Below are 16803 nucleotides of genomic sequence, written 5' to 3' on the forward strand. Positions count from 1 at the left end.
CGAGCACTTGTTCCTCCTGATTGCCGTTGAATCAGGCCTTAGGGTACTCAAGCGTTCGCCAGTCATCCACGGAATTCAGCGATGAACCAAAAAAAAAGCCGGCATTGCCGGCTTTTCGCTTGTGCGCTACGCAATCAGCTGCGGTCGGTGCGTGCCAGGTGGTTTTCCAGCGCCCGCAGGCCCAGGGTCAGCATGAAGGTCATCAGCCAATAGGCCAGCGCAACGGCCAGGTAGGGCTCCCAGTAGCGGCCATAGGCGCCGGCCACGGTGCGCGCGGCATAGGCCATCTCGGCCAAGCCAATGGCGGAGACCAGCGAGGTGTCCTTGAGCAGCGAGATCATGTTGTTGCCCAGCGGAGGCAGCATGCGGCGGAAGGCCTGCGGAATCACCACATAGCGCATCATCTGGCCATGGGTCATGCCCAGCGACATACCCGCCTGCTTCTGGCCGATCGCGATCGACTGGATGCCGGCACGGAACACCTCGGAGATATAGGCCGCCGAGTTGAGCGTCAACGCCACCACACCGGACATCAGCGCGCCATGGTCCTGCTTGAGCGTGCGTGCCAGGTCACCGCTGATGAACAGACCGTTGACCGGGTGCACAAACAAGGGCATGACCGCAAAGTGCATCAGCAAGATCTGCACGAACAGGGGCGTACCCCGGAAAAAGCTGACATAGGCCGTCGATGGCCAGCGCAGCAGGTATTTGCACACGCCCTTCCAGGGCTGGTGGCGCGTGTCGGCCAGGCGCGCCAGAGCCAGCATCAGGCCCAGCGCGCAGCCCATGATCACGCAGGCCACCGTCATACCGATGGTGACCATGGCACCCTGCCAAAACATCTGCTTGTATTCCACCAGGATGTCGGGGCGGAACCAGCCGAACCACTCTACGGGGGTATTGTTGTCCATCAATCAATTCTTTCAAACAAAATGACGGCCATCGGGCCGTCATTGCAGCGGAAGTCGCGGCCGCCTTATTGGGGCTTGTAGTCCTGGTTGAACCACTTCTTGTAGATCACGTTGTAGCTGCCATCGGCGCGGATGGCGGCCAGGCCGGCATTGATCTTTTCTTGCAAGGCCTTGTCGCCCTTGCGCACGACGATGCCGAAATGCTCCTTGGGGAAGCTGGTGTCATCCACGGTCTTCAACGCGGGGTACTGCGAGACGCGGTAGGCGATGACACCGTTGTCGCCAATGGCGGCATCCACGCCGCCAGCGGCCAGCTCGGAGATGATCAGCGGCGTGCTTTCGAAGCGACGGATATTGGGGCTGGTCTTGCCGACTTCGCGGCTCATCACATCGTCACCGGTCGAGCCGCTGACCACCGACACCTTCTTGTCCTTGAGGTCCTTGAGCGATGCCACCGTGCTGTCCTTGGGCACGGCGATCAGCTGGCGGGCGTCAAAGTAAGGCTGGGAGAAATCAAAGCTCTGCTTGCGCTTGTCATTGATGGTCACGCCGGAGATGACAAAGTCCACATCGCCGTTGTTGAGCGATGCGAAGATGCTGCTGAACGGCGTGTTGACGATGCGCAGCTTCATGCCCTGCTGCTTGGCAATGGCATTGACGATGTCGATGTCAAAACCGACGATCTGCTTGTCTTTGTTCTCGAACGCAAAAGGTGCATAGGTCGCGCTGGAGGCCACCACCAGATCACGGCCCTGCGCTTGCGCGGCGCCTGCTGCCAACACCGAGACCGCTGCGGCACCGATGGCCAGCGCAAATTTTTTGTTCCACATACCCCAACCTTTAGCTACATAAGCCGATACAAGCGGCCGATTATACGTAAACGCCTACAGACAACGGCTGGCAACGTCTGGTCGCCAGCGCTGGCTTGCCTTTGCGCACAAGCTTGTTCGTCAGCCTGTCCGGCGCTTGGGCAGGCCAATGCCCAACGCCATCTGCAAGACCGACCACCAGAGCGACACCAAATCGCCAAAATGCCACTACCATGAATCCCCTCGACGCCTCTGCCATCTGACCGACCATGAACGCCTCCATCCACGCCACCCCCCTCCCCACTTTTGACGATGTGCAAGCGGCTGCGCAGCGCCTGCAAGGCGTTGCCCACCGCACGCCGGTGATGCGCTCGTCCACCCTCGACAAATTGACGGGGGCAGAGTTCTTCTTCAAAGGCGAGAACTACCAGCGCATGGGCGCGTTCAAGTTCCGGGGCGGCTACAACGCACTGGCCCGCTTCTCGCCAGAGCAGGCCAAGCGCGGCGCGCTGGCCTTCTCCTCGGGCAACCATGCGCAGGCGATTGCGCTGTCGGCCCGCATCCTGGGGATGCCCGCCGCCATCGTGATGCCGCAAGACGCACCGGCCGCCAAGCTCGATGCCACGCGCGGCTATGGCGCGGAAGTCATCACCTATGACCGTTTTACCGAGGACCGCGAGGCGATCAGCCAGCGCATTGCCCAGGAGCGCGGCATGACCTTGGTGCCGCCATACAACCATGCCGATGTGATTGCCGGCCAGGGCACCAGCGCGATGGAGCTGTTCCAGGACGTGCCCCAGCTCGACTACTTGTTTGTCTGCCTGGGCGGCGGCGGTCTGCTGTCGGGCTGCTTGCTGTCTGCCAAGGCCATGGCACCCCAGTGCAAGGTCTATGGCGTGGAGCCCGAGGCCGGTAACGATGCCCAGCAATCGTTGCGCAAGGGCGAGATCGTCAAGATCGCCACGCCCCGCACCATTGCCGATGGCGCACAAACCCAGGCTCTGGGCGATCTAACCTATGCCATCATCCGCCGTGACGTGACCGACATCGTCACCGCCAGCGATCCGCAACTGGTGGACTGCATGCGCTTTTATGCCGAGCGCATGAAGATGGTGGTCGAGCCCACTGGCGCGCTGAGCCTGGCCGGAGCGCGCTTTGGCGGTGTCGATCTGCGAGGTGCCCGAGTGGGCGTGCTGATCAGCGGCGGCAATGTGGACCTGGGCCGCTACGCGCAATTGCTGGGCAGCGCCTGAGCGGCCATGGACGGCGATTCGCAGCGCAAAAGCCTACCATTCGGTAAATATATTCACCAGCAGCGCACGCCCGCAGGACGGCGCTGCTACCATTGCGGCCAAAAATGACATTGGCAACTACCATGAGCACCGTTCACCTCATCGACCACCCGCTGGTCCAGCACAAACTCACCCTGATGCGCCGCAAGGAAGCATCCACCAACAGCTTCCGCCGCATGCTCGGTGAGCTGTCCACCCTGATGGCCTACGAGATCACGCGCGACTTTCCGCTGCAGGATCTCGAAATCGAGACCCCGATGGAAAAGATGGTCGGCAAGGTCATCGACGGCAAGAAACTGGCCCTGGTCTCCATCCTGCGCGCCGGCAATGGCTTTCTCGACGGCATGCTCAACGTGGTGCCCGGCGCCCGTATCGGCCACATCGGCCTGTACCGTGACCCTGAAACGCTGCAGCCCGTCGAGTACTACTTCAAGATGCCCGACAACATGGGCGAGCGCGATGTGATCGTTGTGGACCCGATGCTGGCCACCGGCAACTCGGCTGCCGCCGCCGTGCAGCAGCTCAAGGACAAGTGCCAGCCCAAATCGATCAAGTTCATGTGCCTGCTGGCCGCCCCTGAAGGCATCAAGACCATGCAGGCCGCCCACCCCGATGTGGATATCTACACGGCCGCCGTGGACCGCCAGCTCAACGACCACGGCTACATCCTGCCGGGCCTGGGTGACGCGGGCGACCGCATCTTCGGCACCAAGTAAGCCCTGCCACATGGCATGCCCACCACGCGCTGGGCATGCCAGGCGTCGCAGCCTGCCCGCCAGTGTCTGCGCGTAAGACAAATCTCACATACAGCACCGCGCCGCTTTGGTTAAATGGCGTCCAGAGCATCACCGCCTGGAGGCCACACCATGAGCTACCACCTGCTGGTTTTTGCGCCCGCTGCTGCCCCCAAGGAGCCAGCGGCCTTTGGTCTCTGGTTCCAGGCGCAGACCGAATGGCCCGAGCACCACGACTACGAGGACCCGGCCGTCGCCACCTTGTCGCTCAAGGCCTGGTGCCTGGAGATGATGCAGCGCTTTCCCCCGCGATCTGGCCCTTACCGGGACGAGCTGCCACCCGAGGACAAAAGCCTGCTGGCCGATTACAGCATTGGCCGCAATATCGTGTTTGTGGCGCTGCAGCCGGCCCAGGCCAAGGCCGCGCTGGCCTTGGCGCGCGACTTGGCCGCCCAGCACTGCGTTGGCTTGTACGAGGCCAGCGAATCACCACCCGCCGTGCGACTGCCCGATGGCAACAATGGCCTGCAGGCGGCGTTCGACTGCAAGCCGGACATGGGCTGAGCCGTCCCCTGTATTTATCGCGAGGCCTCGTTGTCGCGGGCCTTGAGCACCATGCTATTGCCCGAGATACTCACATCAAAATAGCGCAAAAAGTTCTGGCCCAGCAGCGCATCGCGCGCACTCTCGCCGGTATAACCGGTGCCCACCCGCAAATCATTGACAGCCAATGGGCCTACCTCAATCCGCTCGGCCCGGCTCATCATGCCCTGGCGCACGCCATTGGCGGTCTGAAAGCTGATGGGCACGCCCTCGCCCAGGTTGGCACGTTCGGCCACCGCATCGGTGATGCTGATCAGGCTGGCACCGGTATCCACCATAAACTGCACCGGCACGCCGTTGACCGATCCCGCCACGCGGAAATGGCCATCGCGGTCGCGCGGAATCTCCAGCACATCATGGGCCATGACCTTGCCCTCGTTGGGCTTGCGGTAGACCTCGGTCACCAGGTAGATCGCGAACATCACGCCGATCCAGATGGCCAGCAGCATCCAGGTGGTGCGGCGGTTGGCATCGGGCGGTGTGCGCAAGGGGCCTGGGCCACCAGCGGGCTGGGGGCTGCCCGGCCATGGCGATGGCTGCGCCAGGCCTGCGGGCTTCGCAGAGGGGGAGGAATCTGGACGTCGGGTACGTAATCGGCTCATGGATCGGAATTTTTTGCCTACGCAAGCAAACTGTGCGACGGCCGGCGACAAAGCATAAATCATACTGGCATGACCCGGGCCACGCCGCTGCACTGTGCGCTGGGGCTTGCCGCGCTTTATTCATGGTTGGCCGCTGCCGCCAGGCGGACAGGGCCAGCGCCTCCAGCGGGTGCCGACTGGGTTAGGATGGCCGCCAGTTATCACCCTGCCCTGTTTTTCATGACCATCGACCGTCGCCACCTGCTGCAATCCCTGGCGGGATTTGCCGCTGCTGCCGCCCTGCCTGCCGGCTGGACCAGCGCGCATGCTGCCCCAGCCCATTGGCCCAGCAAACCCCTGCGCTTTATCGTCGGCTACCCGGCGGGCTCCTCGCCCGACATGCAGGCACGCATGATCGCCCAGCCCCTGGCGCAGATCCTGGGCCAGCCTGTGGTGGTGGACAACCGGCCCGGTGCCAGCGGCAATATTGGCGCCGACCAGGTGGCGCGCGCAACGGACGACCACAGCTTTGGCATTGTCGGCAATGGCCCACTGACCTCGTCGCAAGCCCTGTATGCCAAGCTGCCCTATGACCCGGTGAAGGACTTTGCGCCGCTGGCCCTGGTGGGCGTATCGCCCCTGGCCTGGGTGGTGCCAGCCAGCGCAGGTGCGCAGACCGACAAGGCGCTCGCCAATCTGCGCCAAAAAGGCAATGCCGCCAGCTACGGCTCCACGGGCCTGGGCTCTGGTGGCCACCTGGGCATGGAGCTGCTCAAGGACGCGCTGCATTTTGATGCCGTGCACATCCCCTTCACCGGCGCGCCCGGTGTGGTCTCCGGGCTGATGGGCGGCCAGCTCGATTGCGCGCTGTTGCCGATCTCATCGGTGCTGCCGCTGGTGCAAAGCGGCAAGCTGGCGGCCCTGGCCGTCACCTCGGCCCAGCGCACGCAACTGATGCCCCAGACGCCATCGATGCGCGAGATTGGTGCCCAGGATGTGAATATAGAAGTCTGGAACGCACTGATGGCCCCGGCCAGCATGCCTGCGGCCATCCGTACCCAGCTCAGCGATGCGCTGCTGAAGGTGCTCAATACCGCCGACATCCGCGATCAGCTGCTGCGCCAGGCCTGGACCTTGGACGATGCATCGCCCGATGCGCTGCAAACCCGCATCAGCAGCGACCGCAAGATGTACAACGCCTTGATCGCCAAAAAGAAGCTGCAGCTGGAGTGATGCCTGCACTGCAGTAACACCAAGGGCCCTCGCATGGCCCTTTTCTATCCATCAAACAGTCTCAGCGCCGAACCTGCAAGGCTCCCGGGTTGACGATGTTCGACGGCCGCCCTTTGATGAAGTTGATGACGTTGTCAAAAGCCGCCCCGAAGTACTGCTCGTAGTTGTCCTGCTCGACATAGCCGATATGGGGCGTGCAAATGCAGTTCTCCAGGCGCAGTAAGGCATGGCCTTGCAAGATGGGCTCGCTCTCGAACACATCCACGGCGGCGATACCTGGGCGTCCCCGGTTGAGCGCGGCAATCAGTGCATCGGGCTGCACCAGCTCGGCCCGCGAGGTGTTGACAAAGGTGGCCGAGGGCTTCATTTGCGCCAGGTCATCAAAGCTGATGCAGCCCTTGGTCTGCTCGCTCAGGCGCAGATGCACGGTCAGCACATCGCTGTTGGCAAAGAAGAACTGTTTGCTCGAGGCGACCTTGTGGCCATCGGACAGCGCCTTGGCGCGCGAGGCATCGCTGCCCCAGACCAGCACCTCCATACCAAAGGCCTTGCCGTAGCTGGCCACCAGCTGGCCGATGCGGCCATAGCCCCAGATGCCCAAGGTGCGGCCGCGCAGCAGCGTGCCAAGGCCAAAATTGGGCGGCATATTGGCCGCCTTGAAGCCCGACTGCTGCCAGGCCCCGTGCTTGAGGTTGGAGATGTACTGTGGCAGGCGGCGCGCAGCGGCCATGATCAGCGCCCAGGTCAGCTCGGCAGGCGCGATAGGTGATCCAACGCCCTCGGCCACGGCCACGCCGCGCTCGGTGCAGGCCGTCAAATCCACATGGGAGCCAATGCGCCCGGTCTGGGCAATCAGTTTGAGGCGGGGGAGCTTGTCGAGCAGCAGGCGGCTGATGTGCGTGCGCTCGCGGATCAGCACGATGATGTCCGCATCCTTGAGGCGCACTGACAGTTGCCCCAAACCCTTGACCGTATTGGTATAGACCTTGGCTGAATAAGCGTCGAGAACGGATGCGCATGGCAGTTTGCGCACCGCATCCTGATAATCGTCCAAGATCACAATATTCATAGGAAGACCATTCTCGTCGAACGCCAACCAGGCGGCTTTGCCCCACGCAAGCCACCTGTAAGCGGCAGCAGGCTGGCAAGAACTACCGAAAAACCGGTTTCCGAGCACTGCTGAGTACCGCATCAGCTATGAACATCATAGCATTGAATAATCTCGGCACTTTGTCAGCCCATCCAGCGCGCGACAAGCCTGCAACAGAGCCGTAAGCAGCGCCTTCCGATAGGACCCGCACCCGATATGCAAATCTTTGCACAAGACGGCGCGCCGCTGCTGTCATCGCTCTGCCCATCTGCCGCGTTGTGCACAGTGCGTCCAGCGCCCGCCAGACTGTTGCTTTCAACGCAAATTTAAATGTCGGGGCTCTGCAACGCTAGCGCTGGCTGACGCTGAGCGCTATAACAATTGCTTGTTACTTTGCTTTGTTGGTTGATAGCACTATGACGAATTTGGTCGCTTCCCCCCGCAGCCGTTGCCCGCAACAAATGTTCGCGCAAACCATGCAGGAATGGGGAGGAGCGGACGACCTTTGGGTTTTTGCCTACGGCTCGCTGATATGGCGCCCGGAGTTCGAATTTCTGGAATGCCGCCACGCGCGGGTCTTTGGCTGGCACCGCGCGCTGAAGATGTGGAGCCACATCAACCGGGGCACACCGGAATGCCCGGGCCTAGTGTTTGGCATGTTCTCGGGTGGCAGTTGCAGAGGCATGGCCTTTCGCATCGCCCGCCAGCATGTGCCGGAGATGATGCCCCGCCTGTGGCAGCGCGAAATGGCCACTGATTCCTACGACCCCAAGTGGCTGGATTGCCAGACCGAAGACGGCCCCGTCAAGGCGCTGGCCTTTACGCTGTCCAAGTCCAGCCCACGCTGCACGGGCACCTTGAGCGAAGAAGACTACCGCCGCATCTTTGCCCAGTCCTGCGGCATCTACGGCACAACCCTGGACTATGCCGAGTCCACCTACACGGCCCTCAAGAGCCGTGGCATCCAGGACCGGGCACTGGAGCGCCTGCTGCGCCTGTCCGTCTCAAGGGCCCAGGCTGGCCAGGAAGCGCGCAGCTTGCTGGGCCAGCCAAGCCTCAGCACGGCCAGCTCTGCCGCTTAAATCCTATTAAAAATTTTGAATCAGCGCGCCAGGCGCGCTGACCTGAGGGCCGCGCCCCAATCCGGCGCCACAAAAACAAACACCCCGCCTTCCTACAGCCTGATGGCCACGGAAGCGAGGTGCATGTTGAGAGGGGATGGACTGCCTTTGGGCCATCCGGGGCGGGAATGTGCAGCTTCCACGCCCTATTCGCAAGTAACGGCTCCATCAAGGAGCCGTCTACTGGGTTAGTTTGCCGACTTCAGCGTATCGGCAAGCAAGAAAAAAGAGTTACTGGCGCCAGTGCTTAGCGCTTGCGATCACGTTCGTCTTCTGGCCAGATGCTGAAAACATTTGCGGTGGTCATGTGAACAATCTCCTAAAGATGAGTGTTCAACGCCGGGGCCTACGAGGCGGTTGACAGCAGGCCCCATAAATTTAAATGTTTACATGCTGTTTACCTAGAAATATTTAACCCATGAAAAACAACAATGGAAAATGTATCAAAAGCTTGATTCAAGCTACATTTTCAGCGTTTTATCGATATATATCATAGACTTAAATCGTAAACGCAGAAAGTAACTTAAATTAACAGCGACGCCGTTTAATGGCCAACAAATATTGCATTTCGTCGTAATATCGGCAAATATTAGGTCATTTCGATTTTTAATCGTCGATTATTTAGCCATTTCGACGTAAATACTGACGAAAAATCGACCGCGCCGCCATCCTCACCGCTGCTTACAGAAGCCGCCAAGCGCAGGCATTCAGCGCACAATCACCTGCTTTTGCGGGTTCCAACCATGGTTCAGCGGGCCATGGCCTTGGCCGGTATGCACATCGGCACCCGATTCAATGGCGCCCAGAATGTACTGCCGCGCCAGGCTGACAGCGGCCGGCAGCGGATGCCCCAGGGCCAACTGGCAGGCAATGGCAGACGACAAGGTGCAGCCCGTGCCATGCCCGTTGTGGGTGTGGATGCGGGTGGAAGCCAGACGCAAACGCTCGCCGTCGGCAGTGGCCAGCAGGTCGACCACCTCATCGCCGGGCAAATGGCCGCCCTTGATCAGCACCGCCCTAGCGCCCAGGGCCAACAAATCCTGCGCAGCCTGCTCCAGCTGATCCGCATGCACCAGGCTGCGGCCCAGCAGCAAACCCGCTTCGTCCAAGTTCGGGGTGATGAGCGCAGCGCGGGGAAACAGCTCGCGCACCAGCTCACCCACGGTGGCCTCGGCAATCAGCCGGTCACCGCTGGTGGCGACCATGACCGGATCCAGCACCACATGGGGCAAGGCATAGCGGTCAATCGCCGAGGCCACGACGGCCACGATCTCGGGCGCATGCAGCATGCCGATCTTGACGGCATCGCAGCCAATGTCCTCCAGCACCGCATCCAGCTGCTGTTGCAAGAAAGCTGGCGGCACGCCGTGGATGGCACGCACGCCCTGCGTGTTTTGCGCGGTCAGCGCCGTGATGGCGGTCATGCCAAAGCAGCCCAGTGCGGACATGGTCTTCAGATCGGCCTGGATGCCGGCCCCGCCGCCGCTGTCAGAGCCTGCAATCGACAGCACCCGTGCATAGCGCGGCGAGGAGACGGGAGAAGAGGGGTTCAGTGAGGCCATGGCTGCAGTCCAAAAACAATGCCGGGCAACACTGGCCCGGCCTGGGCAAAATTATCCACGATTGTGACTACGGCTTGACGCAGCCCCATTCCCCCGGCGCAGCGCTGTGTTTTAATGCAGCCTGAGACGAAACAGGGGTGTCCCTGCAGCAGTTTGGCTGTAGCGCGACTGAGATTAGACCCTGGAGCGAGCCACCATGGCAGCGCTCCGCAACCCGATCCAGGTCATGCTGGCGTGGGGAGTTTTCGGCAGCTGCGCGCACTGTTTTGTCTATTGCCAAGCACAAAACATGTCCTCTCACCCATTCATTTCTCCCCAAGCCCGTATCACCATCCTCGGCGGTGGTCTGCTGGGCCGTCTGATGGCGCTGGAGCTGTCGGGCCGGGGATTCTCCATCGACTTATACGACCGGGGCGGGCCAGAAGCTGAGCACGCCGCAGCGCGCGTGGCTGCCGCCATGCTGGCACCGCTGGCCGAATCGGCCGTCACTGAGCATGGCGTGGTGCGCATGGGCCAGTACGGGCTGCAGCGTTGGCCGGAGCTGCTTGCGCAATTGGATGCCCCCGTGTTCTTGCAGCAGGCCGGCACCATGGTGGTCTGGCACCGTCAGGATGCCCCCGAAGCCCAGCGCTTCCATGGCATCTTGCAGCGCACCCAGGCAGCCATCCCCGAGCTGCCGCCTTCGCAAACCCTGGGCGGCCCCCAGATCGCCGAGCTGGAGCCAGCGCTGGCGGGGCATTTCCAGGCCGCCTACTACCTGCCAGGCGAGGGCCAGCTGGACAACCGCCAGCTGCTGGCCGCGCTGGTGCCTGCGCTGCAGGCGCGGGGCGTGCGCCTGCACTGGCAGCAAGCGCGCGAGCTGGATGACTTTATGCCCGGCACGCAGGGCCAGCCCGATCTGCTGATCGACACACGCGGTTTGGGTGCCAAACCGCAGTGGAGCCAACTGCGCGGCGTACGTGGCGAAGTGCTGCGCGTGCATGCGCCCGAGGTGCAGCTGCGCCGCCCCACCCGCCTGATGCACCCGCGCTACCCGATCTATATCGCCCCCAAGCAGGACCACCACTTCGTCATCGGCGCCACCGAGATCGAGTCCGATGACATGTCGCCGGCCAGCGTGCGCTCGGCGATGGAGCTGCTGAGTGCGGCCTACACCGTGCACAGCGGCTTTGCCGAGGCGCGCATCCTGGAGATCAACACCCAGTGCCGCCCGACTTTGCCCGATAATCTGCCAGCCATCCGCCAGGTGCGGCCAAGGGTGCTGGAGGTCAACGGCCTGTACCGCCACGGCTTCATGATCTCGCCCGCCGTGCTGGACTGCGCAGTCGAGCTGCTGCTGACTGGCGAAGCCCCCCTTGCCGCGCGCTTTGACATGGATGTGCGCCTGCTCGCGACCGCCTGATGGCCCGCAGCCCTATGATGAGCCTTGAATGATGACGATACAGATCCTCTTGAACAACCAGGCCACCGCCCTGCCCGAAGGCGCCACCATTGCCGTGGCGCTGGCCCAGCTGCAGCCGCGCCCGCCCTTTGCCGTGGCCGTCAATACCGAATTCGTGCCCAAAGGCCAGTACGACAGCCGCCAGCTGCACGCAGGCGACAAGCTCGAAGTCATCTCGCCCGTCACCGGCGGTTAATCTGCTCTGGCGCCACCCGCCCCGGCCAGCACCGCCAGGGCCCCTGACCCGCATTTACCCAAGGCCTTTGCCATGAACGCCACTTCTTCTTCCGACGACGCCCTGGTGCTGTATGGCCAGCGTTTTCAAAGCCGCTTGCTGCTGGGCACCTCGCGCTATCCATCGCCCGCCGTGCTGGAAGCAGCCGTCGCCCGGGCCCAGCCGGCCATGGTGACCGCATCGCTACGCCGCCAGGGCAGCAATGCCGCCGAGACCGGCAGCGACTTCTGGGCGCTGCTCAAGCGCCTGAACGTGCCGGTGCTGCCCAACACCGCCGGATGCATGCGCCTGCAAGAGGCCATCACCACAGCCCAGATGGCGCGCGAGGTGTTCGAGACGCCCTGGATCAAGCTGGAACTGATTGGCGATGACTACACCCTGCAGCCCGACACCCTGAACCTGGTGGAGGCCGCCTCCATCCTGATCAAGGATGGTTTTCAAGTGCTGCCCTACTGCACCGAGGACCTGGTGCTCTGCCAGCGCCTGGTCGATGTGGGCTGTCAGGCCGTCATGCCCTGGGCCGCGCCGATTGGCACCGGCCGTGGCCCCGTCAATCCTTATGCAATGCAGACCTTGCGGGAGCGCCTGGATGTGCCGCTGATCTGCGACGCCGGCCTGGGCTTGCCCAGCCACGCCTGCCAGGTCATGGAATGGGGCTTTGACGGCGTGCTACTGAACACCGCCGTGGCCTTGTCGCAAGATCCGGTGGCGATGGCCGGCGCCTTTGCCGATGCCACCGCCGCCGGCCACGCCGCCTACCGCGCCGGCGCGATGCAGGCGCAGGACATGGCCCAACCCAGCACCCCGGTGCTTGGAACGCCGTTCTGGCACCAAAGCCACTGAGAGACTTTGCCGATGCACGCCACCCCCACCGCCGCCCAGATCACGCAGGCCATCACCGCCGCCCACCAGGCCGCCTTTGCCAGCTTTCCACCCCAAGCAGCGCCTGCGCTGCCCGCCAACCGCGCGCAGGATGCCGTCTACGCCGGCGCCTTGGCCGCCTGCAGCACGCTGGGCTTTATCGCCATCGATGCCGACTGCCTGGCCAGCGCCTGGAGCGCGCAGAGCGCCCGCACAGGACAGTTCGATGCCCAGGCCTGGCCCACACAAGCTGCTGATTTTGGCTTGCTGACCAGTGGCGGCCCCCAGGCTTTTGCGCCCTGCCCCCAACAGCTGGGCCTGTATGCGGTGCTGCCCACGGCTGAATGGGTGGGCCGCATGGCCCGCGCCGGCGTGCCCACCGTGCAGCTGCGCTTCAAGTCCGACGATGCCCAGGCCATTGCTGCAGAGATCGCTGCAGCCGTTGCAGCGGTGGAGGGAACCGGCGCCCTGCTCTTTATCAACGACCACTGGCGCCAGGCCATCGCCGCCGGCAGCTATGGCGTGCACCTGGGCCAGGAAGACCTGGATGCGCTGAGCGCTGCAGAACTGGCCGAGCTGCGTGCTAGCGGCGTGCGCCTGGGCGTCAGCACCCATGGCTATGCCGAGATGGTGCGCGCCAGCCAGGCGCAGCCCAGCTATATCGCGATGGGGGCGGTCTTCCCAACCACCTTGAAGAAAATGGCCACCGTCCCGCAGGGCTTGGCCCGCCTGCAGCGCTATGCCGCGTTGACGCGCAGCTACCCCCAGGTCGCCATTGGGGGCATTTCGGCAGCGGAGTTTCCGCAGGTGCGCGAGAGCGGTGTGGGATCGATCGCCGTGGTGCGCGCCATCGTCAACGCGGACAAGCCCGAGGCCGCTGCCGCCGACTTGATGGCGCTGATGGGCTAAGCCCGCCCAGCGCTACACCACGTAGAGCAACACGGCATCGCGCCGCTGCGCCGCTGCCTGCCAAAAACTGCGCAGCGCGGCCTGCCGGCGCACCCACTGGCGCAGCGCCTCAATATCAGGCGGCCTGCCATCCTGTGCCTTTTGCCAGGCATGCATGCGCTGCACCAGCTGAGTAGCGCTGATAGCGGCCAAGCTTTGCGCGCTGTCCGTCACCAGATCGGCCGGCCAGGCCCAGCAATGCTGGGCCAAGCTGCCGTCCACCGCCACACCAGGCTCGATCTCAGGCAGGCGCTGCATGTCTTGCTGCCACAGGCTGCCCTGGTCCAGAATGGCCAGCGGCCCGCCTTGTTCAGCACTGCGCTGCAGGTAGTCATCCATTGTCGAAGGCTCCACCAGCAAAGCCCGCAAGCCATGGCGCGGCAGCGCATAAAAAAGCCCTTGCACGCTCATGCGGCCTCCCTGATCGCGGTTTTTAGCTGCTGCAGATGCACGCTGTTGTCCGGGTCACAAATCTGCACCAGCAACAGCGCCTTTTTCAGATAGCTGCGGCGTGCATCGGCGTGGCCATGCGCCTCCAAAAATGCCGCAAATACCTCATAGGCCCGCGCTGCCGCGAGCGAATAGCCCCGGCAACTGCGCTGCTGTATGCGCAAGGCCTGCTGCACCAGCGGCTTGACCCTTGTGGGCTGGTGGCGGATGGCAAAGGCCGCGTAGTCGGCCAGCATGACCGACACCGCCTCGGGATCAGGCATGCGCTGGCCTTGCTGGTCCAGCCGGTCAAAGCTGTCCAGGTACAGCGCCAGCCGCTGCCAGCATTGCAGCGCCTGCGCCGTCTCGCCCAAGGCCGCATGGCTGCTGGCCATGCGCTGCAACAGGGCGCACAGCGCCATGGCCTGCGCGGCTGCGTTGCCGCCACTGCTGCGCACATTCACCAGCTCCAGCGCTTGCGCATAGTGCGCCGTGGCAGCTTGGTGGTCTTCATCCGCTTGGCAGAGATCACCCAGACGCTCCAAGGCCTGGCGCCGCATCGCCACAGGCACTGCTGCGCCCACAGGCGCGGCCAGCGCTACCAAGGCCTGGCCATGCACGCGTTGACGGTCCTTATCACCCAAATGCTGGGCAATCTCCATCGCATGCAGGTGGTGCTGGGCCAGATCGGGCACATCCGCCTCATGGCCCGACTGGCGCAAGGCAATGGTCTGCTCGCACAAGGCCAGAGCCCGGGCCCAGTCCTGCGATTGCATCAACAGCGGATACTGGCCCGGCTGCAGCACGGGCGTAGCAGCGGCTGCGGATGCCATTTGGGGCGAACGCAGGCGTTGCAAAAACAGCTGGGCCTGTCGCACAGGCTGCGCCAGCTCGGCAAAGGCAGCCCCCAGGTGCACACCCATCTGCAGCTTTTTGCGCGCTGCATCCAGTTGCCCGGTTTGGTAGAAGGTCATCCCCTGCAGCAGATAGGCCATTGCCAGGTGCGGGTCGCTTTGCGGTTTGCGGCTGCGCTGGACCAGGTACTTGATCAAGGTCTCCGCTTCTGCGTGGGCCGTCTGCACATCCCGGCGAGCCAGCGCATCGCCAATATGCTTTTGCGCCATCTGGATGGCCAGGGACTTCTTGTCGGTCTGCGGATCGGTCGCGGGTTTGGGCAGTGGATCAGCCGGTAGCGCGGCGGCTATAGCAGGCTGGGCCACAGAGGCCGGTACCGGCGCAGCGGCCACCTCTGCCTTGGCTGCAGGCAGCGATGCCTGCTCATCCAGTTGCGACTGGGCAAAGGCCGACAAGCGCGAATCCATGTCCTCTTCGACCCGAAAGTAGTCGAACAGCCAAAAGCCATCGCGGATCAACCAAAAAACCATCGGGCCCAGCAGATAAGGCGCGTAGGCTGCAGCCCGTCCGCCCCATAGCCACAGCGCCGCGCACAGCAAGGCCAAGGCCAGCTGCGCCACGGCGCTTGCATAGCGTCCCAGATAAAAGCGGTGTGCGCCCAGCCAGCCCACCGCCAACAACAGGCCCAGGGCCCATCGCGGATTCTTTTCCCCCATCCCTCTTCCCTTGTGCTTTGTTTGTTCTGCACTTTCCGGCCCGGACATGCACCATATCGGCGCTGCCCGGGGCGGCATATATCGCGGGAAGTATAGCAACCGCTATCGGCTGCGTCAGGGCTGTCGGCGCGCTTGAGCCTATGGTGTGCAGCTCCTATAGCTGGCGCACAGCGGCGGCTGAAAGAAAGTTATTGAGCCTAGAAACCAGGCAAATGCAGAGGTGGAACACAGAGGCCCACTGCGAAAAAGCCTCCGCGTAAGGCCGACCGACACCGCCCGGGTGCCCGCAGCCTTTTCGTATCAAATACTTACCAAAACGGGGCTGTCAGTGTGGCGTTCCGGCTTGGTGCGGGCGGCCTGCATCACCTCATGCGGTGGCAGCTGCTTCATGCGGTGGTCGCTCCAAACCTGGCGCCAGCGGCGGGCACCGGGCATGCCCTGGCGCAGACCCAGCATGTGGCGAGCGATGGAGTACCAGTGCGTGCCATGTTCGGCAGCCTCACGCTCCATATAGCACACCATCTCTTCTTCGACCGATTCGCGGCTGATGTCGTGGTTCGGCTCGGCGCCATAGAACTGCGCATCCCAAGTCGCCAGCCACCAAGGGTTGTGGTAAGCCTCACGCCCCACCATCACGCCGTCGACCTGCTCCAGCTGCGCCAGCACCGTGGCGTCATCGGCAATGCCGCCATTGATGGCAATGGTCAGATGCGGAAAATCCTTTTTCAGCTGCGCCACCACCTCATAGCGCAACGGAGGGATCTCGCGGTTCTCCTTGGGCGAGAGGCCCTTGAGCCAGGCATTGCGGGCATGCACCACAAACACCTCGCAACCCGCATCGGCGACCGTCCCGATGAAGTCGCGCACAAAGCCATAGCTTTCGTTCTTGTCGATGCCAATGCGGTGCTTCACCGTCACGGGGATGTCCACCACATCGCGCATGGCCTTGACGCCGTCGGCCACCAGCTCTTTCTCGTTCATAAGGCAGGCGCCAAAAGCACCACGCTGCACGCGCTCGCTGGGGCAGCCACAGTTCAGGTTGACCTCGTCATAACCCCAGTCCTGCGCCAGCTTGGCACACTGGGCCAAATCCGCCGGCTCGCTGCCGCCCAGCTGCAAGGCGACTGGGTGCTCCTCGGCATGAAAACGCAAATGCCGCGCCACATCCCCATGAATCAGCGCGCCCGTCGTCACCATCTCGGTATAGAGCAAGGTCTGCCGCGTCAGCAGACGGTGAAAAAAGCGGCAATGGCGGTCAGTCCAGTCCATCATCGGCGCGACGGACATGCGTCCTGGCCAATGAAGCGGCGTTTTCCCTATGGAAACCAACGATTTTTCTACTGTCTGATTCGATGCCATTTGATCTAATTTCATGCCATTTT

At 63.0% G+C, this 16803-nt stretch carries 17 protein-coding genes; 9 read left to right on the plus strand and 8 right to left on the minus strand.

Features of this window, described 5'->3' with window-relative positions; translation table 11 throughout:
* Positions 1 to 134: 134 nt before the first annotated feature.
* Both EDF71_RS14020 and EDF71_RS14025 read right to left on the minus strand, forming a co-directional pair.
* Positions 135 to 911 (minus strand): amino acid ABC transporter permease, encoded by a 777-nt coding sequence (locus tag EDF71_RS14020; protein ID WP_133857212.1) that lies wholly within the window; start codon positions 909 to 911, stop codon positions 135 to 137.
* A gap of 65 nt (positions 912 to 976) precedes the next feature.
* Complete coding sequence (locus EDF71_RS14025) at positions 977 to 1741, minus strand: basic amino acid ABC transporter substrate-binding protein (RefSeq protein ID WP_133857213.1); 765 nt, start codon at positions 1739 to 1741, stop codon at positions 977 to 979.
* A gap of 248 nt (positions 1742 to 1989) precedes the next feature.
* On the opposite strand from EDF71_RS14025, the gene EDF71_RS14030 reads away from it, so the two are divergent.
* The 3 genes from EDF71_RS14030 to EDF71_RS14040 all read left to right on the plus strand — a co-directional run bounded on the left by EDF71_RS14030 (position 1990) and on the right by EDF71_RS14040 (position 4310).
* Positions 1990 to 2973, plus strand: coding sequence for a threo-3-hydroxy-L-aspartate ammonia-lyase (locus EDF71_RS14030; RefSeq protein ID WP_133857214.1), 984 nt, complete (start codon positions 1990 to 1992; stop codon positions 2971 to 2973).
* A gap of 122 nt (positions 2974 to 3095) precedes the next feature.
* Positions 3096 to 3728, plus strand: a complete 633-nt coding sequence (gene upp, locus EDF71_RS14035) for a uracil phosphoribosyltransferase (protein WP_021028434.1) — start codon at positions 3096 to 3098, stop codon at positions 3726 to 3728.
* A 150-nt stretch (positions 3729 to 3878) separates the two neighbouring features.
* Positions 3879 to 4310 (plus strand): hypothetical protein, encoded by a 432-nt coding sequence (locus EDF71_RS14040; protein ID WP_133857215.1) that lies wholly within the window; start codon positions 3879 to 3881, stop codon positions 4308 to 4310.
* 14 nt (positions 4311 to 4324) lie between these two features.
* Here the strand turns inward: EDF71_RS14040 and EDF71_RS14045 are convergent, their stop codons facing one another.
* A complete protein-coding gene (locus EDF71_RS14045) occupies positions 4325 to 4951 on the minus strand; it encodes a retropepsin-like aspartic protease (RefSeq protein WP_243854310.1) in 627 nt (208 codons plus the stop codon).
* 219 nt (positions 4952 to 5170) lie between these two features.
* On the opposite strand from EDF71_RS14045, the gene EDF71_RS14050 reads away from it, so the two are divergent.
* On the plus strand, positions 5171 to 6163 hold the full coding sequence (locus tag EDF71_RS14050) for a tripartite tricarboxylate transporter substrate binding protein (protein WP_166656543.1): 993 nt from the start codon (positions 5171 to 5173) through the stop codon (positions 6161 to 6163).
* A gap of 61 nt (positions 6164 to 6224) precedes the next feature.
* On the opposite strand, the gene EDF71_RS14055 is transcribed toward EDF71_RS14050, so the two are convergent.
* On the minus strand, positions 6225 to 7232 hold the full coding sequence (locus tag EDF71_RS14055) for a D-2-hydroxyacid dehydrogenase family protein (RefSeq protein ID WP_133857217.1): 1008 nt from the start codon (positions 7230 to 7232) through the stop codon (positions 6225 to 6227).
* A 482-nt stretch (positions 7233 to 7714) separates the two neighbouring features.
* On the opposite strand from EDF71_RS14055, the gene EDF71_RS14060 reads away from it, so the two are divergent.
* Positions 7715 to 8335 (plus strand): gamma-glutamylcyclotransferase, encoded by a 621-nt coding sequence (locus EDF71_RS14060; RefSeq protein ID WP_243854311.1) that lies wholly within the window; start codon positions 7715 to 7717, stop codon positions 8333 to 8335.
* A 746-nt stretch (positions 8336 to 9081) separates the two neighbouring features.
* Here EDF71_RS14060 and thiD read toward each other — a convergent pair.
* The gene (thiD, locus tag EDF71_RS14065) at positions 9082 to 9936 is read right to left on the minus strand and encodes a bifunctional hydroxymethylpyrimidine kinase/phosphomethylpyrimidine kinase (protein ID WP_208301054.1); all 855 of its coding nucleotides are present in this window, start codon (positions 9934 to 9936) and stop codon (positions 9082 to 9084) included.
* A 289-nt stretch (positions 9937 to 10225) separates the two neighbouring features.
* On the opposite strand from thiD, the gene EDF71_RS14070 reads away from it, so the two are divergent.
* The 4 genes from EDF71_RS14070 to EDF71_RS14085 all read left to right on the plus strand — a co-directional run bounded on the left by EDF71_RS14070 (position 10226) and on the right by EDF71_RS14085 (position 13382).
* Positions 10226 to 11338: an FAD-dependent oxidoreductase gene (locus EDF71_RS14070; protein WP_133857219.1), complete on the plus strand. Its 1113-nt coding sequence runs from the start codon at positions 10226 to 10228 to the stop codon at positions 11336 to 11338.
* A gap of 37 nt (positions 11339 to 11375) precedes the next feature.
* Entirely contained in the window at positions 11376 to 11573 is a 198-nt protein-coding gene (thiS, locus tag EDF71_RS14075) for a sulfur carrier protein ThiS (protein ID WP_133857360.1), read from the plus strand.
* 72 nt (positions 11574 to 11645) lie between these two features.
* On the plus strand, positions 11646 to 12455 hold the full coding sequence (locus EDF71_RS14080) for a thiazole synthase (protein ID WP_133857220.1): 810 nt from the start codon (positions 11646 to 11648) through the stop codon (positions 12453 to 12455).
* 12 nt (positions 12456 to 12467) lie between these two features.
* On the plus strand, positions 12468 to 13382 hold the full coding sequence (locus tag EDF71_RS14085) for a thiamine phosphate synthase (RefSeq protein WP_133857221.1): 915 nt from the start codon (positions 12468 to 12470) through the stop codon (positions 13380 to 13382).
* A gap of 12 nt (positions 13383 to 13394) precedes the next feature.
* On the opposite strand, the gene EDF71_RS14090 is transcribed toward EDF71_RS14085, so the two are convergent.
* The 3 genes from EDF71_RS14090 to dusA form a co-directional block, all read right to left on the minus strand.
* Entirely contained in the window at positions 13395 to 13832 is a 438-nt protein-coding gene (locus EDF71_RS14090) for a hypothetical protein (protein WP_133857222.1), read from the minus strand.
* Positions 13829 to 15421, minus strand: coding sequence for a TM2 domain-containing protein (locus EDF71_RS14095; RefSeq protein ID WP_133857223.1), 1593 nt, complete (start codon positions 15419 to 15421; stop codon positions 13829 to 13831). The genes EDF71_RS14090 and EDF71_RS14095 overlap by 4 nt, the downstream gene beginning before the upstream one ends.
* Before the next feature lie 300 nt (positions 15422 to 15721).
* Entirely contained in the window at positions 15722 to 16780 is a 1059-nt protein-coding gene (gene dusA, locus EDF71_RS14100; RefSeq protein WP_279586290.1) for a tRNA dihydrouridine(20/20a) synthase DusA, read from the minus strand.
* Between the last annotated feature and the right edge of the window lie 23 nt (positions 16781 to 16803).

The organism is Comamonas sp. JUb58 (assembly GCF_004364775.1).
GTDB lineage: Bacteria > Pseudomonadota > Gammaproteobacteria > Burkholderiales > Burkholderiaceae_C > Comamonas.